Origin of the sequence: Sphingomonas quercus (assembly GCF_018863195.1) — a bacterium.
In the GTDB taxonomy this organism is placed as follows: Bacteria; Pseudomonadota; Alphaproteobacteria; order Sphingomonadales; family Sphingomonadaceae; genus Solisphingomonas; species Solisphingomonas quercus.
The window spans coordinates 68,745-89,408 of the sequence record NZ_JAHKRT010000009.1; the positions used below are offsets into that span (position 1 = coordinate 68,745).

The 20,664-nt window shown below is 68.6% G+C and carries 26 protein-coding genes, 1 tRNA gene and 1 other RNA gene; 11 read left to right on the forward strand and 17 right to left on the reverse strand.

The annotated features are described in order from the left end of the window. Positions 1-41: 41 nt before the first annotated feature. Both cpdR and KOF26_RS15560 read left to right on the forward strand, forming a co-directional pair. Positions 42-419 carry a cell cycle two-component system response regulator CpdR gene (cpdR, locus tag KOF26_RS15555; RefSeq protein ID WP_216327144.1) on the forward strand — a complete coding sequence of 126 codons (378 nt, stop codon included), beginning with the start codon at positions 42-44 and terminating at the stop codon, positions 417-419. Positions 420-469: 50 nt separating this feature from the next. Next, positions 470-544, forward strand: a tRNA-Val gene (locus KOF26_RS15560). Between the two features lie 64 nt (positions 545-608). On the opposite strand, the gene KOF26_RS15565 is transcribed toward KOF26_RS15560, so the two are convergent. Together KOF26_RS15565 and KOF26_RS15570 are read right to left on the reverse strand one after the other, a co-directional pair. Then, complete coding sequence (locus KOF26_RS15565; protein WP_216327147.1) at positions 609-1,154, reverse strand: hypothetical protein; 546 nt, start codon at positions 1,152-1,154, stop codon at positions 609-611. A gap of 12 nt (positions 1,155-1,166) precedes the next feature. After that, entirely contained in the window at positions 1,167-2,255 is a 1,089-nt protein-coding gene (locus tag KOF26_RS15570; RefSeq protein WP_253201503.1) for an ATP-dependent DNA ligase, read from the reverse strand. 65 nt (positions 2,256-2,320) lie between these two features. Between KOF26_RS15570 and KOF26_RS15575 the strand changes: the two genes are divergently transcribed. The 4 genes from KOF26_RS15575 to KOF26_RS15590 all read left to right on the forward strand — a co-directional run bounded on the left by KOF26_RS15575 (position 2,321) and on the right by KOF26_RS15590 (position 4,841). Continuing rightward, on the forward strand, positions 2,321-2,788 hold the full coding sequence (locus KOF26_RS15575) for a Ros/MucR family transcriptional regulator (protein ID WP_253201504.1): 468 nt from the start codon (positions 2,321-2,323) through the stop codon (positions 2,786-2,788). After that, positions 2,785-3,549: a DUF72 domain-containing protein gene (locus tag KOF26_RS15580; RefSeq protein WP_216327150.1), complete on the forward strand. Its 765-nt coding sequence runs from the start codon at positions 2,785-2,787 to the stop codon at positions 3,547-3,549. Before KOF26_RS15575 ends, KOF26_RS15580 begins: the two co-directional genes overlap by 4 nt. Before the next feature lie 134 nt (positions 3,550-3,683). Further along, positions 3,684-4,028 (forward strand): hypothetical protein, encoded by a 345-nt coding sequence (locus tag KOF26_RS15585; RefSeq protein ID WP_216327154.1) that lies wholly within the window; start codon positions 3,684-3,686, stop codon positions 4,026-4,028. Between the two features lie 90 nt (positions 4,029-4,118). Further along, entirely contained in the window at positions 4,119-4,841 is a 723-nt protein-coding gene (locus tag KOF26_RS15590) for a hypothetical protein (protein WP_216327156.1), read from the forward strand. 416 nt (positions 4,842-5,257) lie between these two features. Here the strand turns inward: KOF26_RS15590 and KOF26_RS15595 are convergent, their stop codons facing one another. Further along, on the reverse strand, positions 5,258-5,542 hold the full coding sequence (locus KOF26_RS15595; RefSeq protein WP_216327159.1) for a chorismate mutase: 285 nt from the start codon (positions 5,540-5,542) through the stop codon (positions 5,258-5,260). A gap of 99 nt (positions 5,543-5,641) precedes the next feature. On the opposite strand from KOF26_RS15595, the gene KOF26_RS15600 reads away from it, so the two are divergent. After that, positions 5,642-6,655: a polyprenyl synthetase family protein gene (locus KOF26_RS15600; RefSeq protein ID WP_216327162.1), complete on the forward strand. Its 1,014-nt coding sequence runs from the start codon at positions 5,642-5,644 to the stop codon at positions 6,653-6,655. On the opposite strand, the gene KOF26_RS15605 is transcribed toward KOF26_RS15600, so the two are convergent. Next, on the reverse strand, positions 6,649-6,789 hold the full coding sequence (locus KOF26_RS15605; RefSeq protein WP_216327165.1) for a hypothetical protein: 141 nt from the start codon (positions 6,787-6,789) through the stop codon (positions 6,649-6,651). The genes KOF26_RS15600 and KOF26_RS15605 overlap by 7 nt on opposite strands. Positions 6,790-6,818: 29 nt before the next feature. On the opposite strand from KOF26_RS15605, the gene hrpB reads away from it, so the two are divergent. Both hrpB and KOF26_RS15615 read left to right on the forward strand, forming a co-directional pair. Continuing rightward, the gene (hrpB, locus tag KOF26_RS15610; RefSeq protein WP_216327168.1) at positions 6,819-9,251 is read left to right on the forward strand and encodes an ATP-dependent helicase HrpB; all 2,433 of its coding nucleotides are present in this window, start codon (positions 6,819-6,821) and stop codon (positions 9,249-9,251) included. A gap of 29 nt (positions 9,252-9,280) precedes the next feature. Then, complete coding sequence (locus KOF26_RS15615; RefSeq protein ID WP_216327457.1) at positions 9,281-9,562, forward strand: ETC complex I subunit; 282 nt, start codon at positions 9,281-9,283, stop codon at positions 9,560-9,562. 43 nt (positions 9,563-9,605) lie between these two features. Here the strand turns inward: KOF26_RS15615 and KOF26_RS15620 are convergent, their stop codons facing one another. The 4 genes from KOF26_RS15620 to KOF26_RS15635 all read right to left on the reverse strand — a co-directional run bounded on the left by KOF26_RS15620 (position 9,606) and on the right by KOF26_RS15635 (position 12,278). Then, a complete protein-coding gene (locus KOF26_RS15620) occupies positions 9,606-10,130 on the reverse strand; it encodes an NUDIX hydrolase (protein ID WP_253201506.1) in 525 nt (174 codons plus the stop codon). Next, on the reverse strand, positions 10,127-10,804 hold the full coding sequence (locus KOF26_RS15625; RefSeq protein ID WP_216327463.1) for a TPM domain-containing protein: 678 nt from the start codon (positions 10,802-10,804) through the stop codon (positions 10,127-10,129). Before KOF26_RS15625 ends, KOF26_RS15620 begins: the two co-directional genes overlap by 4 nt. After that, a complete protein-coding gene (locus KOF26_RS15630) occupies positions 10,801-11,613 on the reverse strand; it encodes a TPM domain-containing protein (RefSeq protein ID WP_216327171.1) in 813 nt (270 codons plus the stop codon). The genes KOF26_RS15625 and KOF26_RS15630 overlap by 4 nt, the downstream gene beginning before the upstream one ends. 77 nt (positions 11,614-11,690) lie before the next feature. Then, the gene (locus KOF26_RS15635; RefSeq protein WP_216327174.1) at positions 11,691-12,278 is read right to left on the reverse strand and encodes a LemA family protein; all 588 of its coding nucleotides are present in this window, start codon (positions 12,276-12,278) and stop codon (positions 11,691-11,693) included. A 121-nt stretch (positions 12,279-12,399) separates the two neighbouring features. Between KOF26_RS15635 and mscL the strand changes: the two genes are divergently transcribed. Continuing rightward, positions 12,400-12,825: a large conductance mechanosensitive channel protein MscL gene (gene mscL / locus KOF26_RS15640; RefSeq protein ID WP_216327177.1), complete on the forward strand. Its 426-nt coding sequence runs from the start codon at positions 12,400-12,402 to the stop codon at positions 12,823-12,825. A 10-nt stretch (positions 12,826-12,835) separates the two neighbouring features. On the opposite strand, the gene KOF26_RS15645 is transcribed toward mscL, so the two are convergent. Then, positions 12,836-13,264, reverse strand: coding sequence for an RrF2 family transcriptional regulator (locus KOF26_RS15645; protein ID WP_216327180.1), 429 nt, complete (start codon positions 13,262-13,264; stop codon positions 12,836-12,838). Between the two features lie 46 nt (positions 13,265-13,310). On the opposite strand from KOF26_RS15645, the gene ssrA reads away from it, so the two are divergent. After that, positions 13,311-13,679: a transfer-messenger RNA gene (ssrA, locus tag KOF26_RS15650) on the forward strand. Between the two features lie 42 nt (positions 13,680-13,721). Here the strand turns inward: ssrA and KOF26_RS15655 are convergent. The 8 genes from KOF26_RS15655 to rbfA form a co-directional block, all read right to left on the reverse strand. After that, on the reverse strand, positions 13,722-14,243 hold the full coding sequence (locus KOF26_RS15655) for a CcdC protein domain-containing protein (RefSeq protein WP_216327183.1): 522 nt from the start codon (positions 14,241-14,243) through the stop codon (positions 13,722-13,724). After that, positions 14,240-15,259, reverse strand: coding sequence for a sensor histidine kinase (locus KOF26_RS15660; RefSeq protein WP_216327186.1), 1,020 nt, complete (start codon positions 15,257-15,259; stop codon positions 14,240-14,242). Before KOF26_RS15660 ends, KOF26_RS15655 begins: the two co-directional genes overlap by 4 nt. Positions 15,260-15,393: 134 nt before the next feature. Continuing rightward, the gene (gene pnp / locus KOF26_RS15665; RefSeq protein WP_216327189.1) at positions 15,394-17,751 is read right to left on the reverse strand and encodes a polyribonucleotide nucleotidyltransferase; all 2,358 of its coding nucleotides are present in this window, start codon (positions 17,749-17,751) and stop codon (positions 15,394-15,396) included. 113 nt (positions 17,752-17,864) lie between these two features. Beyond that, the gene (rpsO, locus tag KOF26_RS15670) at positions 17,865-18,134 is read right to left on the reverse strand and encodes a 30S ribosomal protein S15 (RefSeq protein WP_216327193.1); all 270 of its coding nucleotides are present in this window, start codon (positions 18,132-18,134) and stop codon (positions 17,865-17,867) included. 22 nt (positions 18,135-18,156) lie between these two features. Next, positions 18,157-19,074: a tRNA pseudouridine(55) synthase TruB gene (gene truB, locus KOF26_RS15675; RefSeq protein WP_216327196.1), complete on the reverse strand. Its 918-nt coding sequence runs from the start codon at positions 19,072-19,074 to the stop codon at positions 18,157-18,159. Further along, entirely contained in the window at positions 19,059-19,604 is a 546-nt protein-coding gene (locus KOF26_RS15680) for a GNAT family N-acetyltransferase (protein WP_216327200.1), read from the reverse strand. Before KOF26_RS15680 ends, truB begins: the two co-directional genes overlap by 16 nt. Continuing rightward, positions 19,597-20,175, reverse strand: coding sequence for a thymidine kinase (locus tag KOF26_RS15685; protein ID WP_216327204.1), 579 nt, complete (start codon positions 20,173-20,175; stop codon positions 19,597-19,599). Before KOF26_RS15685 ends, KOF26_RS15680 begins: the two co-directional genes overlap by 8 nt. An 8-nt stretch (positions 20,176-20,183) precedes the next feature. Beyond that, entirely contained in the window at positions 20,184-20,600 is a 417-nt protein-coding gene (gene rbfA, locus KOF26_RS15690; RefSeq protein WP_216327207.1) for a 30S ribosome-binding factor RbfA, read from the reverse strand. Positions 20,601-20,664 lie beyond the last annotated feature (64 nt).

A 20,664-nucleotide genomic window follows, 5' to 3' on the forward strand; every position in this document is an offset into this window, starting at 1 on the left:
GGGCCATCGGATAGACGATTTACTGGGGAAAACGCGCTGTCATGATTCGCATCCTGCTGGCTGAGGACGATGATTCGATGCGCGAATATCTCGTGCGCGCGTTGGAGCGGACGGGTTATGCCGTCACCGCCGTCGATCGCGGCACTGCCGCCATCCCTTATCTGGAGCGCGAGCAGTTCGATCTGCTGCTCACTGACATCGTCATGCCGGAGATGGACGGGATCGAGCTCGCCCAGCGCGCGGCGGCGATCGCGCCGGGCCTGCGCGTGATGTTCATTACCGGCTTCGCGGCCGTCGCGCTGAAGGCGGGCAACGCGCCGAGCAACGCCAAGGTCCTGTCCAAGCCCTTCCACCTGCGCGAACTCGTCACCGAGGTGGAGCGCATGTTCCGCGTCGACAGCGCCTCCGGGTCGAGCTGACAGAGAGTGGCTTGCGTTGCGCGAGCTGCCCCGCTAGAGGCGGCCCCCTTGGGCGTGTAGCTCAGTGGTAGAGCACTGTGTTGACATCGCAGGGGTCGCAAGTTCAATCCTTGCCACGCCCACCATCATAAACCCCGGGAAACATTGATTTTCCGGGGTTTATGATGCCCCCCCCCGTACCCCGTCTGCTCAGCCCCGCCAGGCCTTGATGGCGCGATCATAAGCCGCCTTTTCATGCTCCCGCGCCTGTTCCCGCCGGCTGATCTCCGCGTCGGCCGCCTGTTCGGCGCGGTGGCGTTCCTCATCCAGCTCCGCCTGACGCCGCTTGAATTCCCGCGCTCCGGCATCGCGGCGGGCGATCGCGCGTTCCAGCGCCTCCTCGGCCTTGTCGAGTGCCGTGCGGCTCGGGCGGGGAGTCGGTGGCGCCCCGGCCTTCGCCGTAGCCCTGCGAGGCTTGCGATCGGCATTGTCGTCGGTTTTTGCGCGCGCCTTCGGGCGGTCGGCCGGCAAGGCGGCAAGATGGTCGACAGTGCTCCCGCGCGATCGCTTGATCACCTTGCCGGGGTGGGCCAGCGGCTCCTCGGCCAGGCTGGCGTCCTCGACCAGCTCGGCCTCGCCGCGCGCGAACAGGTTGCTGCCGGCACCCCAGGCGGCGAGCGCGGCCTTCTGGCTCGGCGCGGCGACATAGGCGTCGTGAAATCCGATCGATGTCCGGTAGACCTTCAGCTTCGGCAATGCAGTATCCCCTCAGCCGGGAAGGGCCAGCGCATCGGGGCGAAGCTCCCGAACCAGCTGGTCGCGCGTGCAGAGCGGGGGCGCCTTGTCCGGCCGCCAGCGCAGGAAGCGGGTGCCATGCCGGAAGCGACCAGCGGTGAGCTGATCATAGACGACCTCCGCCACGAGTTCGTGACGGAGCGGCACATAGGGCCTGGCCTCGCCGCCATTCCAGCGGCTGGGGCCGCCCGGCGCGTCGCCGGTGAAGCCGGGTGGCCCTTCGGCCGGGGCGACGATGTCGCGCAGCCCGGCGCGCTCGGCCGTGGCGAAGGCGGAGGTGAAGCCGACATGGTCGAGCCGGCCCTCTGCATCGTAGAGCCCGAGCAGTAGCGACACGACATCGCCCTTTTCATTGCTGCGATACCCGCCGACCACGCAGTCGGCGGTGCGCAGCCGCTTGAGCTTGACCATGGCGCGGACCCCCGGGCGATAGGGCTCGTCGCGGTGCTTGGCGATGATTCCGTCGAGTGCGCCGCCGCTCCTCGCCAGCCAGTCACTGGCGGTGTCGCGGTCGCACGTGCATGGCGACAGCAGCAATCCCGCGGCATCCTCCCCGGCATGGAATCGCTCCAGCCGGTCTCGGCGTGCAGACAGCGGCGCGTCGGCGAGATCTTCCGATCCGAGGCTCAGGCAATCGAACAGCATGAACTGCGCCGGCGCCTCGGCGACGAGCCTGGCCACGCGCGACGCGGCGGGGTGAAGCCTCGCCTGCAGCGCCGCGAAGGAGAGGTGATCGCCGACCGGGATGATCAATTCGCCGTCGAGCAGGAAATGGCGCTCGCGCAAGCCTCCGAGAAGCGCCGCCACGTCCGGGAAATAGCGATTGAGCGGCTTGCCCGACTTCGACCAGAGCTCGACGGTGTCGCCCTGCCGTCGGGCAAGCGCCCTGAAACCATCCCATTTCGGTTCGAATTGCCAGCCATCCCCATCCGGCAGCGCCTCGACAAGGCGCGCCTCCATGGGCGGCGGTGGCACGTTTTCCTCGGACATGGAGGGCGAACGATCGGCGGCGGCGGTGCGATCCGCAGTCGCGGCGGAGTTGATCGGACCATCTCCGTTCATCGTGCGTTTTGCACCAGACAACTAGCGCATGGCGCTCGCTCCGGAAATTTTAAGGGAAGCACTCGATGTCCGACCAAGATGTTGCCGCCAACATGATCGACCTCACCACTGATATCGTGACGTCGCATATCAGCAACAACGCGATTTCGGCCGCCGAATTGCCTTCCCTGATCAAGGCCGTGCATGGCGCGCTGGCCGGCCTCGGCAAGGCGCCGGCGGTCGAGCCCGAAAAGCCCCGCGGCGCCGTGTCGGTCCGCGCCAGCATCAAGCACGACGGCATCGTCTCGATGATCGACGGCCGCAAATATCACACCTTGCGTCGCCACCTCGCCGGTCATGGCTATACGCCGGAAAGCTATCGTGAGGCATTCGACCTGCCGCGCGACTATCCGATGGTTTCGGCCGATTATTCCGAACGCCGCCGCGATATGGCCAAGAAGATCGGCCTTGGCCGCAAGAAGCCCGCCGCCGCCCCGGAAGCCGTTGCCGCGCCCTCGGCCCGGCGCAAGCTCAGGATTGCCTCTCCCAAGTGAGCGCCGTTCGCGGCCCGGTGGTCGGCACCGCGGGCTGGAGCATCGCGCGCAAGGAGGCCGGAGCGTTTCCGGCCGAAGGCCCGGCACTCGCGCGTTATGCGCGGGTGTTTCGTGGCGTCGAGGTGAACTCCTCTTTCTATCGCCCGCATCGCCCCGCCACCTGGGCGCGATGGGCGGACAGCGTGCCGGACGGGTTCCGTTTCGCGGTGAAGGTCCCGAGGGCGATCACTCACGAGGCGAAGCTGGTCGATGCCGAGGCGCCGGCCGTGCAATTCGCCAGCGAGGTGGGGGCCATGGGCGGCAAGCTCGCGATCATGCTGGTGCAATTGCCTCCGAAGCTGGCTTTCGAGCCGGCCACGGTCGAACGGTTCTTCACGATGCTGCGCGGCCTGACCGACGCCGACATCGTCTGCGAGCCGCGCAACGCGACATGGTTCACGCCCGAGGCGGATCAGCTGCTGACGCGGCTCGGCATCGCGCGGGCGGCGGCGGACCCGGCACTGGCGGCGGCGGCGGCCGTGCCGGGCGGCTGGCCGGGCCTCGCTTACTGGCGCCTCCACGGCTCGCCCGTGATGTATCGCTCCTCCTACCACGCCTCGGCGATCGCGGACTATGCGCGCCGGCTTCGCGTAGCCGCCGCCGACACGCAGCAGGCGTGGTGCATCTTCGACAATACCGCCGGTTCGGCGGCAATCGGCAACGCACTGGCGCTGATGGCCGAGATCAATGCGCTCAGCAATAGCGGCGCCGGGAACCAATAACGGCGCGCGGAGTTGCCGGCACACGTAACATCATTTCACCTGAGCCGGGGCACGGCCGGACTGAAACGCATTGTTACGGGGCGAACACTCCGCTTCTAGTGTCGCCGTAAGCTTGCCGTTGGGAGAGAAAAACGATGTCACCGTCCATGAAGAGGCTCACACCTGCGGTCGTGATCTTGATCAGTTCGCTGGGTCTGGGAGCCTGCGCGACAAAGGGATTTGTCAGGGATCAGATCGCAACGGTCAATCAGCGCGTCGACGGGATCGACAGCAGGCTTCAGGCCACCGACGCCAAGGCGTCCGCTACCGACGCCAAGCTGCAGGAAACCGACACCACCGCGAAGACGGCGCTTGCCCAGGCGCAGGCTGCCGGACAGCAGGCCCAGAATAACGGCCAGCGCCTCGACCAGTTGAACGCCCGTGTCGACGGCATCGAGCAGCGCATGCAGGAAAATCGCCGGAAGCGGCCACGCAATTAATGCCTCGCGGACAAGTCCGCTAATCTGCATGATGTCCCCGCATCGACTCTTTTCGATGCGGGGACGGCTTTGTTTCGAGTGCGCCAAGCGATGAAGATTTTGGTCCTGGCGCTCGCCGGGCTCGCGTTGACTGCCACCATGCCCGCTTCCGCGGCCCATGGCCCGGGCGCGCCCAAGGCCACCGCCGCGGCCAAGCCCGTGGCCAAGGCGAAGAAACCGCCGGCGCGCAAGGCCCCGCCCGTCAGCGACCTCCCTCCGCCCTCCGAAGACGCCGCGCGCGTCGCCGCATGGATCGCCTCCTCCGGCGATAATTATGCGTTGCCCTATATCATCGTCGACAAGAAGGCGGCGACGCTGATGCTGTTCGATGCCAAGGGGCGCCAGCTGGGCCAGGTCCCGGTGCTCATCGGCATCGCCGTCGGGGATGACGCGACGCCCGGTATCGGCAGCAAGAACCTCGCCGAGATCGGCCCTGCCGAGAAGACGACCCCGGCCGGGCGCTTCCTCGCCAGGTTCGGATTGGCCGCGGGGCGGCAGCAGGTGCTGTGGGTCGATTACGCCACCTCGGTGGCGCTCCACCCGATCCCGACCGCCAACAAGAAGGAGCGCCGCCGCGAGCGCATGTTGTCCCCGACCATCGACGACAATCGCATCACCTTCGGCTGCATCAACGTGCCGCAGGCCTTCTACACCACGCGCGTCAGCCCGCTGTTCCGCAAGAAGGGCGGCTATGTCTACGTGCTGCCCGACACCAAGTCGCTCGAAACGGTCTTCCCGCCGCTCCGCGTCCAGGCCGTCCTCGCGGGCAGTTAGCCGCGCGGTCCACCGCTCACCATTCTCTCCCAGCGGTCATGCTGACTTGGTCCAGCATCCACCCAGTGGCGAACTCCGGCGCCTGTGGCACGGTGGACCCTGAAACAAGTTCAGGGTGACGGGTTCTTGGGCTACCCGATCGCGACACCCCCACCGGTCATGCCGAACTTGATTCAGCATCCACCCGTCCGCGAACTCCGGCGCCTGTGGCGCGGTGGACCCTGAAACAAGTTCAGGGTGACGGGCCCGTGAGGGCCGCCCGATCGCCACACCCCCACCGGTCATGCTGAACTTGGTTCAGCATCCACCCATCCGCGAACTCCGGCCTCAGTCGCTTCGGTGGCGGATATCGTCGCGCGCCACCTGCTCTCCCCGTGCGATCCCACGCCGCACGGCGAACGGCACGCCCCGTCTCGTCAGCCCTCGTCGCGCAGCCGTTCGTGGTGGCGGATCACCTCGTCGATGATGAAGCGCAGGAATTTCTCGGTGAACTCCGGGTCCAGCTTGGCGGAGACGGCGAGGGCCTTCAGCCGCTCGATCTGCGCCGACTCGCGCGATGGATCGGCCGGCGGCAGCCCCGCCGTCGCCTTGTAGCGGCCGACCGCCTGCGTCACCTTGAATCGCTCGGCGAGCAGGAAGACCAGCGCTGCGTCGATATTGTCGATGCTCTCGCGATAGCCGGTCAGCGTCTCATTGGTCATGCGGGCCTCCCTAGCCGAGGTCGCTCATATCGTGCTGAGTGGCGCTGTCGAGGGGCGCAATGCTTGCCTTTGGCCCGCCATGCGGCCATTGCCGCGCGCATGAGCGCCACCGTCCACCATCTCCGCCCGTCCGACCAGCCCTCGCTCGATCCCCTGATGGCCCTGGTCTCGGCCGACATGCATCGTGTGAACGAGGTCATCCTGGCGCGCATGCAGTCCGACGTGCCGCTGATCCCGGAGCTGGCCGGCCATCTCATCGCCGGCGGTGGCAAGCGCATGCGCCCGATGCTCACGCTGGCGAGCGCGCGCCTGCTCGATTATTCCGGCGCCCGCCACCACAAGCTCGCCGCCGCGGTGGAGTTCATCCACACCGCCACGCTGCTGCACGATGATGTCGTCGACATGTCCGGCCTCCGTCGCGGCAAGCGCACCGCCAACATGATCTGGGGCAATTCGGCGTCGGTACTGGTCGGCGACTTCCTGTTCTCGCGCTCGTTCGAGCTGATGGTCGAGGATGGCTCGCTGCGCGTCCTGCGCATCCTGTCGCAGGCGAGCGCGATCATCGCCGAGGGTGAAGTCAACCAGCTCACCGCCCAACGCCGCATCGATACGTCGGAGGCGCGCTACCTTGACATCATCGGCGCCAAGACCGCCGCTCTGTTCGCCGCCGCCTGCCGCATCGCCGCCGTCGTCGCCGAGCGGCCGACCGCCGAGGAGGAGGCGCTCGACGCCTATGGCCGCAACCTCGGCATCGCCTTCCAGCTCGTCGACGATGCGATTGACTATGCGTCGGACGGCGCGACCATGGGCAAGGACGCCGGCGACGATTTCCGCGACGGCAAGGTGACCCTGCCGGTCATTCTCGCCCATGCCCGCGGATCGGCCATCGACAAGACGTTCTGGCAGGATGCGATGGAGGGCCGCCGCGCCTCGGACGACGATCTCGTCCACGCCAAGACGTTGCTTGATCGCACAGGCGCCGTCGCCGACACGCTGGGCCGTGCCCGCCATTATGGCCGGCTGGCGATCGACGCGCTCGCCGGTTTCCCTGGCGGCCAGGCCAAGGCGGCGCTGATCGAGGCCGTCGAGTTCGCGGTGGCGCGCGCCTATTGAGGCTTGCTGTCGGGATCGACATGCACCCAGGAGGCGGGATCGTCGATCACCGCATCCTCGTCGATCGGCACGTCGCCCTCCTCATCGGGGCCATAGCTCGGTTCGGGCTCGCGGGGCGTGTTGGGGTCGGTCATAGCCCCTCTATAACGTATCGCGAGCGATTATGACCCTCCCCGTCCACGCCGTCCTGCCCGATCTGCTCGCCGCCCTCGGCACCGGCTCGTGCGCGGTGCTGGTGGCGCCGCCGGGGGCCGGCAAGACGACGGCGGTGGCGCCCGCCCTGCTCGGGGAAGCCTGGTGCACCGGCCAGATCCTGCTGCTCTCGCCCCGCCGGCTCGCCGCGCGTGCCGCGGCCGAGCGCATGGCGGAGATGGCCGGAGAGCCCGTCGGCCGCACCATCGGCTACGCCACGCGCATGGACGCGCGTCATTCGGCGGCGACCCGCATCCTCGTCCTCACCGAAGGCATATTCCGCAACCGCATCCAGGCCGACCCGGAGCTGGCCGGCATCTCCGCGGTGCTGTTCGACGAGGTCCACGAACGCAGCCTCGACAGCGATTTCGGCCTCGCCCTCGCGCTTGACGCGCAGGCGGCGCTGCGGCCGGACCTCCGGCTGGTGGCGATGTCGGCGACGCTCGACGGCGGGCGCTTCTCCGCGCTGATGGGCGGCGCGCCGGTGATCGAGAGCGAGGGGCGCATCTTCCCCCTCGAACTGCGCCATGTCGGCCGCCGCGCCGAGGCGCGCATCGAGGATGAGATGGCGGCGGTGATTCGCCGCGCCCTCGGCGAGGATGAAGGCGGGCTGCTCGCCTTCCTGCCCGGCGTCGCCGAGATCGAGCGCACCGCCGAACGGCTCACCGGGCTGCCCGACACGGTCATCCTCCATCGCCTGCACGGCACGCTCGACCCGGCCGAGCAGCGCGCCGCGATCGCGCCGGCCCGGGCCGGGACGCGCAAGCTCGTCCTCGCCACCGCCATCGCCGAGACCAGCCTGACCCTCGACGGGGTGCGCATCGTCGTCGATTCGGGGCTGGCGCGCCGGCCTCGCTATGATCGCGCGGCGGGCGTCACCCGGCTGGTGACGGAGCGGGTCAGCCAGGCCGCCGCCACCCAGCGCGCCGGCCGCGCCGCGCGCCAGGGGCCGGGCACCGCGTGGCGGCTGTGGGAAGCGGGCGCGACCGCCGGCCTGCCGCCCTACGACCCGCCCGAAATACTGGAGGCGGACCTGTCGGCGCTGGTCCTCGATTGCGCCATCTGGGGAGAGGCCGATCCGGCGCGGCTCAACTGGCTCGATCCGCCGCCCGCCGCCGCCGTCGCCGAGGCGCGCACCCGCCTCGCGGCGCTGGAGGCGGTGGACGGCGAGGGGAGGCCGACCGCCCATGGCCGCCGCATCGCGGCGCTGCCGCTGCCGCCGCGACTAGCCCATATGCTGCTGGTCGCGGCCGACGCGCCACTGGCCGCGGAGGTTGCGGTGCTGCTCTCCGAACGGGGGCTGGGCGGCGCCGACACCGATCTCGAACAACGGCTGCGCCGCTGGCGCGGCGAGCGCGGCAGGCGGGCGGAAGCGGCGCGGGGCCTTGCCCGCCGCTGGCTGGGCCTCACCGGGCGGGCCGGGGCGCGGGGAACGGGGGAGGGGCTCGGCGCCTGCGTGGCGCTGGCCTTCCCCGATCGGGTGGCGCGGCGCCGCGATGCCAGCGGCGAGGACTGGCTGACGGCGGGCGGCCGCGGCCTGCGCCTCGATCCCGCCTCGTCGCTGGCGCGCGAGGACTGGCTGGCGGTGGCCGAGACCAGCGGCAGCGCTGGCGGCGCACGCATCCTGTCGGCCGCGCCGATCGATCTGCCGACGATCGAGCGCCTGTTCGCCGCCCGCATCGTCCAGCATCGCGCCCTGCAATTCGATCGCGCGACGGGCACGGTCGTCGCCACCCGCGAGCGGCGGCTGGGTGCCCTGCGCCTGTCCGGCGGGCCGGACGACGCCCCCGATCGCGCCGCGATCGCCACGGCGCTGGTCGCTGGGGTGCGTGAACACGGCCTCGGCCTGCTGCCCTGGGACGAGAGCGCTCGGGCGCTCCAGGCCCGCGCCGCCTTCGCCCGTGCCCATGGCGCGGACGTTGCCGACCTTTCCGACGCCGGCCTGCTCGCCGATCTCGACCAGTGGTTGCCGGCCCTGGTCGAGGGCCGCCGCCGGCTCGACGCGATCCCGGCGGGCGCGCTGCACGAAGCGCTCGTCGATCGACTCGGCTGGCCCGGCCGGCAGGCGCTTGACCGAATCGCCCCCACTCACTTGCGAAGCCCCGCCGGCAGCGCCCATCCGATTGATTATGCAGCCGACGGCGGCCCGGCGGTCGAGCTGCGCCCGCAGGCGCTGTTCGGCCTGTCGCGCCATCCGATGGTCGCCGATGGCCGTGTGGCGCTGGTGCTGCGGCTCACCTCGCCGGCCGGGCGGCCGATCCAGACGACGCGCGACCTGCCGGGCTTCTGGGCCGGCAGCTGGGCCGCGGTGGCGCGCGAGATGCGCGGCCGCTATCCGCGCCACCCCTGGCCGGACGATCCCGCCAATGCCGATCCGACACTTCGCACCAAGCCGCGATCTTGACGGCGGGCAGGCGTCTGCGGCAGGGGCAGATCATGACCGCACGCATCTATCAGCGCATGAAGAACGCGATGCAGTCCGGGCGTCATCGCACGGACCGCTGGGTGCTGGAGCATGAGCCGACCGAACCCAAGCGGCCCGACCCGCTGACCGGCTGGGCCGGCTCCGGCGACGTCCGTGACCAGGTCCGCCTCAGCTTCCCGACGCTGGAGGCTGCCAAAGCCTATGCCGAGCGTCAGGGCCTCGCCTATGTCGTCGTGCCGCCGCCGACGCGCACCCTCAAGCTGCAGGCTTACGCCGACAATTTCCGCTGATCGGGCAATCGAAGGGTCGCACCGGGATTCCGGCGCGCGCACGCTAGCCGAGCAGCCCCGGCCCCAACAGCGCCAGCAGCTTGACGTCCATCGCCATCCCCTCGTCGCGGCGCGCGGCGACGAACGCCGCGATCCCGTCCAGCGGCACGCGATGGACGGTGATCTCCTCGCCGCTGACCCCGCCCCCGTCACTGATCTTGCTGAGGCCGGTCGCCTTGACCAGCGTGAACGTCTCGCCGACCATGCCGGGCGACGAGGCGAACACGCCGACCAGCTCGAGATGCGCCGCCGTCCAGCCGGTTTCTTCCTCAAGCTCGCGGCGGGCGACCACCAGCGGATCGCGTTCCGCCGCGTCCTCGTCGCCGATCAGGCCGGCGGGCAGTTCCAGGCAGGCGCGGCCCAGCGGCACGCGATATTGCTCGACGAGCAGGACATGGCCGTCCTCCACGGCGAGGATCACCGCCGCGCCGATGCCGCGCGTGCGGGTGACATATTCCCAACGCCCCTGCGTCTTCGCCGCGATGTAGCGGCCCTGCCACATGGTCTGCGCCGCGTCGTCGTCGCTCATAATTCGATCACCCGGTCCGGCAGCTCGTTGGTATCGTCCGCGGAGCGTGGGAAGTGGACGTGCAGCACCTCGCCGATGCGCGCCACGGCCTCGGCCATGCCGTCGCCGGGCCGGCCGTCTTTCACCGCCGTGATCAGCGCCGCCATCGCCTCCCCCCACATGTCCGGCGTCACCTTGGCGCTGATCGCCGCATCGCCGATCAGCTCGGCGCGATGCTCGGCCAGCGAGAGGTAGAGAAGCACCGCGGTCGCCTTGCGGGTGCGCTGCTCGGCGCCGACACGGAACAGGTCGAGCGCCCGGGCGCGCACCCGCTGCGACTTGATCCGCCCCGGGGTCAACATCATCCGCACCGGCCACAGCCCGGCGATCAGCCGCGCGCCCGCAAACTTCAGGGCGAGCAGCACGAACAGCACGGTAAGATGCTCGCTCAGCGACGGCTCATGCGTCCAGCCGCGCTGCAGGATGGAATGCACCCATAGCAGCAGGTCCGGAAAGGCGGCGAGGGTGGCGAGCGCGAGGAATACCGCGATCAGCGCCCAGGCCAGCGGCACGTCGGCATAATCATCGGACGCCGGCGCGACGATGGTGACGATCTCGCCATCGGTGCCGGCCTCGGCGGCCGCCACCGCCGCCGATACCTTCTGCCGATCGGCATCGGTCAGTTGCACCTTCACCACGATCCCGATGCTCCGCCGCCGCCGAATGAGCCGCCGCCGCCGCCGGAGAAGCCGCCGCCCATCCACCCGCCGTCGCCGCCCCCGGACGAGCCGCCAAAGCCGCCGCCGCCGCCGCGACCGCCGTGGCGGGCGATATCGCCGATGATGTCGGCCGCGATCGGGCCCCACACCCACACCGCGCTGTCGCCCGAGCGATAGCGCTGGCGCCGTCCTCCGCCGCCGCCGCCGCCACCACCACCGCCGCCGCTGCGGAACAGGGTGAGCAGCACGAAGCCGCCGACGAGGACCCAGAAGATCAGCGGCAGCGGAATGCCGCCGCCGCCCTTGGCGCCCTCGCGATGCTGGGCCTTCACCGCGGCTGCGACGCGCGCGCGCGCTTCTTCGTCGGGCAGCGACAATTGCTCGACCAGCGCCGCGGTGCCGTCGGCGACGCCCTTGGGCAGATCGCCGGCGCGGAAGGCGGGCAGGATGGTCTGGTTGATGATCACCGATGACAGCGCGTCGGTCAGCACCGGCTCCAGCCCGTAGCCGACCTCGATGCGCACCTTGCGGTCCTGTGGCGCGATGATGAGGATCGCGCCGTTATTGACGTCCTTCAGGCCCACGCTCCAGGCGCGGCCGAGCTGATAGCCATAGTCGGCGATGTCCCGTCCGCCGAGGTCGGGAATGGTGGCCACGACGAGCTGGCGCCCCGTCTTCTGCTGAAGCTGGTCGAGCTGGGCGGTGAGCGCCGCCTTCTCCGCTGCCGGCAGCACATTGGCAGCGTCGACCACGAAGCCGGTGAACTTCGGGAAATCCTGCGCCATCGCTGGCCCTGCGACGAGTGCGCAGAGCGCCAGCAGCAGCGCACAGCAAAGAGCCCGGAGCGGGCGCACCCCGCGGCTCAGAAACTGACGCTGGGCGCGTTCTGGGCGTTGGGGGCGGTGGCCTCGAACGTCGTCATCGGCTTGGCGCCATAGATCAGCTTGGCACCGATCGCGTCCGGAAAGGTGCGGATGCGGGTGTTATAGGCCTGCACCGCCTTGTTATAGTCGCTGCGCGCAATCGTGATGCGGTTCTCCGTGCCCTCGAGCTGGGATTGCAGCGCCAGGAAATTGGCGTTGGACTTAAGCTCCGGATAGGCTTCCTGCAGCGGGCGGATCGCGCCCAGCGCCATCGTTACGCCGTTCTGCGCGGCGGCAAACTCCTTCACCTTGGCGGGATCCTTCAGATCGTCGCCGGAAAGCTGAATCGAGCTGGCGCGGGCGCGGGCCTCGGTGACGCGGGTCAGCACGTCGGATTCCTGCTTGGCATAACCCTTCACCGTGGAGACCAGATTGGGGATCAGGTCGGCGCGGCGCTGATACTGGTTCTGGACATCGGCCCACTTCGCCTTCGCCTCTTCCTCGGCGGTGGGGATCGAATTGACCCCGCACGCCGAGAGCGAAATCGCGGCAAGCGGCGCGAGCAGGACGAGACGCTGACGGGTCATGGCTTCATTCGCTCCAATCGTATCTTGAGCTATGAATAGGTAGCTTGCCCTCACTCCGCAACGTGACACTGTCGCCTCTTTGCGCCATTCTCGTGACGCTCACAGCCAGAGGGAGCACCCTATGCTCAAGGAATTCAAGGCGTTCATCGCGCGTGGCAATGTGCTGGATCTCGCCGTCGCGGTGATCATCGGCGCCGCGTTCGGCCGCATCGTCACCAGCCTCACCGAGGACATCCTCATGCCGCTGATCGGCAAGGTCAGCGGCGGCCTCGATTTTTCCGGCTATTTCCTGCGCCTCGGGCCGGTCCCGGCCGGCTACACCGGCTCGCCGGACGATTATGCCGCTCTGAAGAAGGCCGGCGTGCCGCTGCTCGGCTATGGCGAGTTCCTGACCGTGGCGGTCAATTTCGTGATCGTCGCCTTCATCATCTTCCTGGTGGTGCGCGCCGCGAACAAGCTCGTCGACCTCAGGTCCGCCCCGGCTGCCGAGCCCGCCGACGTCACCCTTCTTCGCGAGATTCGCGACGAGCTGAAGCGGCGCCCCTGAGGATCGGACGCTAGGCGGCGGCCAGATCCTCGGCCGTGGCGTCTGCCAGGCTGGTGCCGTCGAGGATGCGCGCGGTTTCGTCACGCACCACCAGCATCGCGCGGCGGACGGCGCAGCTCGCCTCGTCGACGCAATCCTCGCAGCGGCGATAGGCGGTGCGGCTGACGCAGGGGACCAGCGCCAGCGCGCCTTCCGTCACCCGCACGATATCGCCGAACGAGATCAGGTGCGGCAGCCGCGCCAGCCGGAAGCCGCCCTGCTTGCCGCGGTGGCTGACGACGAGGCCGGCGTCACGCAGTTCCGCCAGGATCACTTCGCAGAATTTGCGCGGCACCTGCGCGTCCGCAGCGATGCGGCTGATCGGCAGCGGCTGCGCGCACGGGGCCCGCGAGAGCGCGATCATCGCCCGAAGGGCATAGCGGGAACGCTGCGACAACATGCCGATCGGCTTGTAGGCCGATTGGTTGAAACGGCAAAGTGACTCTCCCCTTTTCGCCGGGCCTCGGGGCGCCTATATCGGGGGTGCCGGGTTCGCCCGGCTATGGTGATAAATGATGTCGTGAAATAGATGCAGCGGACCCGGGGGCAGTACCCGGCGGCTCCACCATCATCGGCGGCGGGCCTCCCCGATCCCTAGGGGGGAGAAGCCGCCGATCCTGATGGGGCCGAACCAGGATCGACGTGTATTCAAAGACGACGTTTTTGCCCGGCCTGATTGAGCCGTTAAACCGATCAAAACCACAAGTGCCAACGACAACGAGGCGCTCGCGATTGCCGCGTAATCAAGGCCTAACGGCTTAGATTACAAGGCTTGAACGCGGTTCGGGCCGCACCGGGCAACAGAAGCGGACACCGGCGGTACGGGGAGCACCGAGCAACAGAAGCTCCCCACTTTTTCACGGCGCCTTTCGCGCCCGCGCCTCTTCCAGCAGGCGTCGCGCGCGCAGCCCCATCTCCACCCGCGTCATCGCCAGCATGCCGAGCGCGAAGGCGAGCAGCACATCGGCGACCGTCACCGCGTCGACATGCCACGCCTCCGCCTGACCGGCCACGGCGCGTAGCCCCGCCCGCACCGCGATGAGCGCGACGAGCAGCAGCATCGCGGCCGGCGACGCGCGCTCGGAGAGCTGGTGTGTCTCGGGGTCGATCTCGACGTGCATCGTCCGTCCGCGCTGCCAGCCAATCGCGCCGCCGACCAGCAGCGCCACGCCCATCATCAGCCAGCCCGGCGCACCCGGTGGCCTCGCGGCGATCACCGCCGCGGCGATCACTCCGTAGAGCGTCGGCACGATCCATAGCCGTTCCAGCCGCAGCCGCCGGGGCCGGCCCATGCGACGGATGCGTAGCGCCAGCACCAGCAGGACGGCGAAGGCGGGCACGACATAGCCGAGCAGTTGCGGCGGATGGCCGGCGGTCATCGCGGAGGGATCGTCAGCCGGGCGACAGTCGCCCCGGCGTCGCGGAACAGGGAGAAGCCGCCGCCGAGCTGGCGCGTCAGCATGGTGACGATGCGCAGACCAAGGCTGTCGCCCTGCATGACGTCGAAATCCACCGGCAGCCCCTTGCCATTGTCGCGCACCTCGAGATGGACGGTTCCGTCGTCGTGGCGACGCATCTCTACGTCGATATGGCCCTGGGCGGTATTGCCAAAACCGTGTTCGAGCGCGTTGGCGATGGTTTCTGCGACGATCAGCGCCACCGGGATCGCCGCGTCCGCCCGCAATGATGCGGCGGGGGCGACCCTCACATCGTGGCTGATGTCCTGCCGCCCATTGGCGTCGAGCGTGTCGACGACGAGCTGGCGGAGGAACGTCGCCGGGCTCAGCGCGCCGCCTTCGGGATCATGCAGGTTGCGATGGATGCGCCCGATCACCACCAGCCGCCGCGCCGCCTCGTCCAGCGCGTTGCGGGCGTCTTCGTCGGCGATCCGGCGCTTCTGCAGGCCGATCAGCGAACTGACCACCTGGAGATTGTTGGAAATGCGGTGCTGTAGCTCGCGGAACAGCACGGCGCGGGTGTCGGCGAGCTGCTGGCACCGCGTCCGTTCCTGCGCGAGGCGGCGATTTGCGCGCTGCATCAGATGCACCATGACGATGTTCACCCCGGTGATGAACACATAAAGCAGCATCGACAGCAGCGCGCTGAATGTCACGCTCGCCCCGGCCGCCGGCCCGACATAGAGCGCCCACACCAAAACGCCGGAGAGCAGGGCGGCGACGATGCCCGGTCCGGCTCCGAACAGGAACACCGCCACCGTCACCGCTGGCAGGAAGGTGATCGAGGGGTAGCTGCCCGGCAACACCGGCGCCAGCAGCTCGCGCGCGATCAGGCCGGACATGGACAGCGCCACTGCCGCGCCATAGCCGAGCAACGGCCGGTCCACCGCGAGCGGCAGGCGCTCGATAAACCCCAAGCGTGTCGTCGCCCGGCCCATGGTTCTGCCCCCTTATGGGACAGTTTAGCAGCTTCGTGAGTGCATGGATACTAGCTGTAGATGCTTCATTAGGGCGGCTGCCAAGAAAAAGGGGCCTTTCGGCCCCTTTTCCTTCACTCGCTATGTGGCGAAGCTCAATCGTCGTCGCGATTGAGGAAGGCCGGCGCGAACTCCGGCGCGGGGCCGTCGTCATTGCCGCCCTCGCTGCGCTCGCGACGCGGGCCGCGATCGCCGCGGTCCCGACGCGGGCCGCGATCGCCATCGCGACGGCGGTCACCGCCGCGATCGCCACGGTCACCGCCGCGGTCGCCACGGTCACCACGGTCACCACGGTCACCACGCGGGCCACGCTCACGGTCGCCACCCTCACGCGGCTCGCGCGCGGGGCGGGTGTCGGGCAGTTCCTCGCCGGTCTCCTGATCGACGACGCGCATCGACAGGCGCACCTTGCCGCGCGGATCGACCTCGAGCACCTTGACCTTCACGGTCTGGCCCTCGGCGACGACGTCGGTCGGCTTGGCGACGCGCTCGTTCTTCATCTCGGAGACGTGGACGAGGCCGTCCTTGCCGCCCATGAAGTTCACGAAGGCGCCGAAATCGACGATATTCACCACCTTGCCGGTGTAGATCTTGCCGACCTCCGGCTCGGCGACGATGCCGATGATCCAGTTCTTCGCGGCCTCGATCTTCTCCGGATCGGAGGAGCTGATCTTCACCGTGCCGTCATCGTCGATGTCGACCTTGGCGCCGGTGGTGGCGACGATCTCGCGGATCACCTTGCCGCCGGTGCCGATCACGTCGCGGATCTTCTCCTTGGGCACGCTCATCGTTTCGATGCGCGGCGCATGGGCGGAAAGCTCCGTGCGGGTGTGGTCGAGCGCCTTGGCCATCTCGCCGAGGATGTGGGCGCGGCCTTCCTTGGCCTGGCTGAGCGCGACCTCCATGATCTCCCTGGTGATGCCGGCCACCTTGATGTCCATCTGAAGGGACGTGATGCCCTCCGACGTGCCGGCCACCTTGAAGTCCATGTCGCCGAGATGATCCTCGTCGCCGAGGATGTCGGAGATCACCGCGAAATCCTTGCCTTCAAGGATCAGGCCCATGGCGATGCCGGACACCGGACGCTTCAGCGGCACGCCTGCGTCCATCAGCGCGAGGCTGCCGCCGCAGACCGTCGCCATCGACGACGAGCCGTTGGACTCGGTGATGTCGGACAGCACGCGGATCGTGTAGGGGAATTCCTCCGGCGTCGGCAGCACGGGGTGCAGCGCACGCCATGCCAGCTTGCCATGGCCCACTTCGCGACGGCCCGGCGCGCCGAAGCGGCCGACCTCGCCCACCGAATAGGGCGGGAAGTTATAGTGGAGCAGGAAGCGCTCGTAGGAGAGGCCGTTCAGGCCGTCGATCATCTGCTCGGCGTCCTTGGTGCCGAGCGTGGTCGACACGATCGCCTGGGTCTCGCCGCGGGTGAACAGCGCCGAGCCATGGGCGCGCGGCAGGAAGTGCACCATCGCCTCGATCGGGCGGACGGTCTTCGTGTCGCGGCCGTCGATGCGGCGGCCTTCCTTGAGGATCGCGGTGCGGACGATCTCGCCCTCGAGCTTCTTGGCGAGCTTGCCGGCCTTGAGGCGGGTCTCGGCGTCGGCGTCCTTGAACGCCTCGGCGAGCGGCGCCTTGGCCTCGGCGATCGCGGCCTGACGCTCGGACTTCTTGACCAGCTTGTAGGCGTTGGTGATGCCCTTGCCGACCAGCTTCTTGACCTGCGCCTTGAGCGCGCTGTCGTCGCTGGTGGGCAGATCCCACGGCTCCTTGGCGGCCTGTTCGGCGAGGCCGATGATCGCGTCGATCACCACGCGGGACTGCTCATGCGCGAACACCACGGCGCCGAGCATGACCTCTTCCGAAAGCTCCTTGGCTTCGGATTCGACCATCATCACCGCGTCATGGGTGGCGGCGACGACGAGGTCGAGATCGCCGGCGGCGATCTGCTCCTGCGTCGGGTTCAGCACATATTCGCCGTCGATATAGCCGACGCGCGCCGCGCCGATCGGCCCGAGGAACGGCACGCCGGAGAGCGTAAGCGCGGCCGAGGCCGCGACCATCGCCAGAATATCCGGCTCATTCTCGCCGTCATAGCTCAGCACCTGGGCGATGACGTTGATCTCGTTGTAGAAACCCTCGGGGAAGAGGGGGCGCACCGGGCGATCGATGAGACGCGAGGTCAGCGTCTCCTTCTCGGTCGCGCCACGCTCGCGCTTGAAGAAGCCGCCCGGGATGCGCCCGGCGGCCGAATATTTTTCCTGGTAATGGACGGTGAGCGGGAAGAAATCCTGGCCGTCCTTCACCGACTTCGCAGCGGTCACCGCGCAGAGCACCACCGTCTCGCCGAGCGTCGCCAGCACGGCGCCGTCAGCCTGGCGGGCAACACGGCCCGTTTCCAGGGTCAGCGTCTTGCCGCCCCACTGGATTTCCTGCTTCTTGATATCGAACATGGTTTTTCCTTGTTGCCGGCGGGCCTATCCCACCAGCGGCCTCAATCCCGACGAGCGGCCGGATTGCCGCGCCGGAAAACGAAGCGGCCCGCCAATCGGCGGGCCGCTCGTGGTCACTTGCGAAGGCCGAGCTTCGCGATGAGTTCGTTGTAGCGGGTCGCATCCTTCTTCTTCAGATAGTCGAGAAGGCTGCGGCGCTTGTTGACCAGCATCAGCAGACCGCGGCGCGAGTGATTGTCCTTCGCGTGGGTCTTGAAATGCTCGGTGAGGTTGCTGATCCGCTCGGTGAGGATGGCGACCTGAACCTCAGGGGAGCCGGTGTCGCCCTTGGCGCGGGCATTGTCCTCGATGATGGCGGTCTTGCGTTCAGCAGTAACGGTCATTCTATGGTCCTCGACATCGCGTTCACAGGTTGAAGCCGCGTTCCACCCGGACCTCGCCCTCCTCGACCATGACCAGCGCCACCGGGGCGCCTGCGTCGATCGCGAGATGGAGGCCGTCGGAGGCGGCGATCCCGATCACCTTCCGCCCCTGGCGGAGCAGCCTTGCCTGATCGGGGGTGACGGATAGAGCCGGGATGTCGTCCAGCCCCGCCGCCAGCGGCAAGAGGGTATTTTCAAGGGCGCGGCCCTGCCCGAGATCGAGCAACTTGTCCAGCGAAATCGCCCTTTCCAGGGTGAAGGGGCCGGCTTTCAGCCGCCTCAACATGGTGACATGGCCGACCGTGCCGAGCGCCCGCGCAATGTCTCGCGCCAGACTGCGGATATAGGTGCCCTTGGAGACGCGGGCGATCAGCGTCGCGGCGTCGGGCGTGAAAGCCTCGATGGACAGGGCGTGTATCGTCACCGGCCGCGCGCGCATTTCGGGCGCCGCCCCGGCGCGGGCGAGGTCATAGGCGCGGCGGCCGTCGACCTTCAGAGCGCTATAGGCCGGCGGCACCTGCTCGATCGCGCCGGTGAAGCGGGGCAGCGCCGCCTCCAGCGCCTCCCGCGTCGGGCGTACGGCGGAGCTTTCCACCGCCTCGCCCTCGCCATCCAGCGTGTCCGTCTCGGTGCCGAAGGCGATGGTGAAGGCATAGCCCTTGTCGGCATCCAGCATTCGGCCGGACAGCTTGGTCGCCTCGCCCAGCGCGACCGGCAGCACGCCCGAGGCGAGCGGGTCCAGCGTGCCGCCATGGCCGACCTTGACCCTGGCATAGCCGCCGAGGCGCAGGGCCCGCTTCGCCGCAGAGATGATCTGCGTCGAGCCCGGGCCGACCGGCTTGTCGATGATCAGCCAGCCATTGAGCGGCGGCCCGTCCCGATCGGTCACCGCGCCCGCCATTCCTCGGCGAGGATCGAGAAGCAGACCGTGTCGCGAACGAAGCCGGTCCACAATTTCTTGTGCCGCCGCAGCACTCCCTCGCGCACCGCGCCCAGCTTCAGCACGGCGGCCTGGCTGCGTTCGTTGCGGGCATCGACGCGGAACTCGATCCGCTGGAAGCCGCAGGCCAGCGCATGATCGATGAACAGCCGCTTGAAGCGCGCATTCAGCCCGGTGCCGCGGGTCGCGCGGGAGAGATAGGTGCCGCCGATCTCCAGCCCGTCACTGTCGGCGTCGATGTTGAGATAGCCGGACATGCCGATCAGCACGCCGCCGGCGAACAGCGCGAACGGCACCCGCGCGGCATCGTTGATTATGCCATCGAAGCTCGCGTCGAACTGCCCCGCCCCGAAGCTGCGCGGGTAAAGCGTCCAGAAATCCTCGTCCCCGGAACAGGCGGCGCGCAGCCCTTCGCGATGATCCTCGACCAGCGGCTCGACATGGACCACGCCATCGGCGAGGCGGGCGGGAAGGGCGGTGCGATCAGCCATGGGCCTGCTCCATATAATGGCGGCGGCACAGCGCGACGTAGCGATCATTGCCGCCGATCTCGGTCTGCGCGCCGGAGATAACGGCGCTGCCCTTGGCGTCAATGCGCAGGTTCATCGTCGCCTTGCGGCCACAGGTGCACACCGCCTTGATCTCGCTGAGCGTGTCGGCGATCGCCAGCAACTGCGCCGATCCCTCGAACAGCGCGCCCCGGAAATCGGTGCGCAGGCCGTAAGCGAGCACCGGTATGCCGATACGATCGCAGATATGGGCCAGCTGCAACACCTGATCGCGGGTCAGGAACTGCGCCTCGTCGACCAGCACGCAGGCGAGCGGCGCCTCGTCGTGCCGCGCAGAGGCCAGCGCCCGGATGTCTGTGCCCGCGTCGAACGCATGAGCCGGCGCCGACAGGCCGATGCGCGACCGGATCATGCCGCGCTCGTAGCGATCGTCGACTGCGGCGGTGAACAGCATCACCTCCATGCCGCGCTCGCGATAGTTGAACGCCGCCTGTAGCAGCATCGTCGATTTGCCGGCGTTCATCGACGCATAATAGAAATAGAGCTTGGCCACCGGCCCGTTCAGCCCGCGTCGTCGTCGCTGTCGGGCTCCGCGCCGAGGTCACGCGCCACCTTCGGATCGCGCAGCAACGCGTCGATGCGGCCGCCCTCCTCGAAGCTCTCGTCGGCGACGAATTTCAGCTTCGCGGCATATTTGGTGTTCACCCGCCGCGCCACCTCCGACTGAAGATAGGCGGTGTTGGTGCGCAGCGCCTTCAGCACCGCCGCCTCGTCCGCGCCGAGCAGCGGCTTCACGAAGGCGGTGGCGTGGCGCAGATCCGGCGACATGCGCACCTCGGTGACCGAAACGCTGTGCGAGGCGAGCGTATCGTCATGCACGTCGCCGCGCATCAATATGTCCGCCAGCGCATGGCGCACCTGCTCGCCCACGCGCAGCACGCGGACGGAGCGTCCTTCGGAGGTTTCGTTGCGGCGCATATGATCTTCATTCCGCAAGGAGATGGGCCATCCTGCCGTCACCCCGAAACAGGTTCAGGGTGAC

Bases quoted from the DNA above. Each gene is read 5' to 3' on its own strand.
- cpdR (WP_216327144.1), top strand. From the start codon at position 42: ATGATTCGCATCCTGCTGGCTGAGGACGATGATTCGATGCGCGAATAT.
- KOF26_RS15570 (WP_253201503.1), bottom strand. From the start codon at position 2,255: ATGAACGGAGATGGTCCGATCAACTCCGCCGCGACTGCGGATCGCACC.
- KOF26_RS15575 (WP_253201504.1), top strand. From the start codon at position 2,321: ATGTCCGACCAAGATGTTGCCGCCAACATGATCGACCTCACCACTGAT.
- KOF26_RS15585 (WP_216327154.1), top strand. From the start codon at position 3,684: ATGTCACCGTCCATGAAGAGGCTCACACCTGCGGTCGTGATCTTGATC.
- KOF26_RS15590 (WP_216327156.1), top strand. From the start codon at position 4,119: ATGAAGATTTTGGTCCTGGCGCTCGCCGGGCTCGCGTTGACTGCCACC.
- KOF26_RS15595 (WP_216327159.1), bottom strand. From the start codon at position 5,542: ATGACCAATGAGACGCTGACCGGCTATCGCGAGAGCATCGACAATATC.
- KOF26_RS15600 (WP_216327162.1), top strand. From the start codon at position 5,642: ATGAGCGCCACCGTCCACCATCTCCGCCCGTCCGACCAGCCCTCGCTC.
- KOF26_RS15605 (WP_216327165.1), bottom strand. From the start codon at position 6,789: ATGACCGACCCCAACACGCCCCGCGAGCCCGAACCGAGCTATGGCCCC.
- hrpB (WP_216327168.1), top strand. From the start codon at position 6,819: ATGACCCTCCCCGTCCACGCCGTCCTGCCCGATCTGCTCGCCGCCCTC.
- KOF26_RS15620 (WP_253201506.1), bottom strand. From the start codon at position 10,130: ATGAGCGACGACGACGCGGCGCAGACCATGTGGCAGGGCCGCTACATC.
- KOF26_RS15630 (WP_216327171.1), bottom strand. From the start codon at position 11,613: ATGGCGCAGGATTTCCCGAAGTTCACCGGCTTCGTGGTCGACGCTGCC.
- KOF26_RS15635 (WP_216327174.1), bottom strand. From the start codon at position 12,278: ATGACCCGTCAGCGTCTCGTCCTGCTCGCGCCGCTTGCCGCGATTTCG.
- mscL (WP_216327177.1), top strand. From the start codon at position 12,400: ATGCTCAAGGAATTCAAGGCGTTCATCGCGCGTGGCAATGTGCTGGAT.
- KOF26_RS15645 (WP_216327180.1), bottom strand. From the start codon at position 13,264: ATGTTGTCGCAGCGTTCCCGCTATGCCCTTCGGGCGATGATCGCGCTC.
- KOF26_RS15655 (WP_216327183.1), bottom strand. From the start codon at position 14,243: ATGACCGCCGGCCATCCGCCGCAACTGCTCGGCTATGTCGTGCCCGCC.
- KOF26_RS15660 (WP_216327186.1), bottom strand. From the start codon at position 15,259: ATGGGCCGGGCGACGACACGCTTGGGGTTTATCGAGCGCCTGCCGCTC.
- pnp (WP_216327189.1), bottom strand. From the start codon at position 17,751: ATGTTCGATATCAAGAAGCAGGAAATCCAGTGGGGCGGCAAGACGCTG.
- rpsO (WP_216327193.1), bottom strand. From the start codon at position 18,134: ATGACCGTTACTGCTGAACGCAAGACCGCCATCATCGAGGACAATGCC.
- truB (WP_216327196.1), bottom strand. From the start codon at position 19,074: ATGGCGGGCGCGGTGACCGATCGGGACGGGCCGCCGCTCAATGGCTGG.
- KOF26_RS15680 (WP_216327200.1), bottom strand. From the start codon at position 19,604: ATGGCTGATCGCACCGCCCTTCCCGCCCGCCTCGCCGATGGCGTGGTC.
- rbfA (WP_216327207.1), bottom strand. From the start codon at position 20,600: ATGCGCCGCAACGAAACCTCCGAAGGACGCTCCGTCCGCGTGCTGCGC.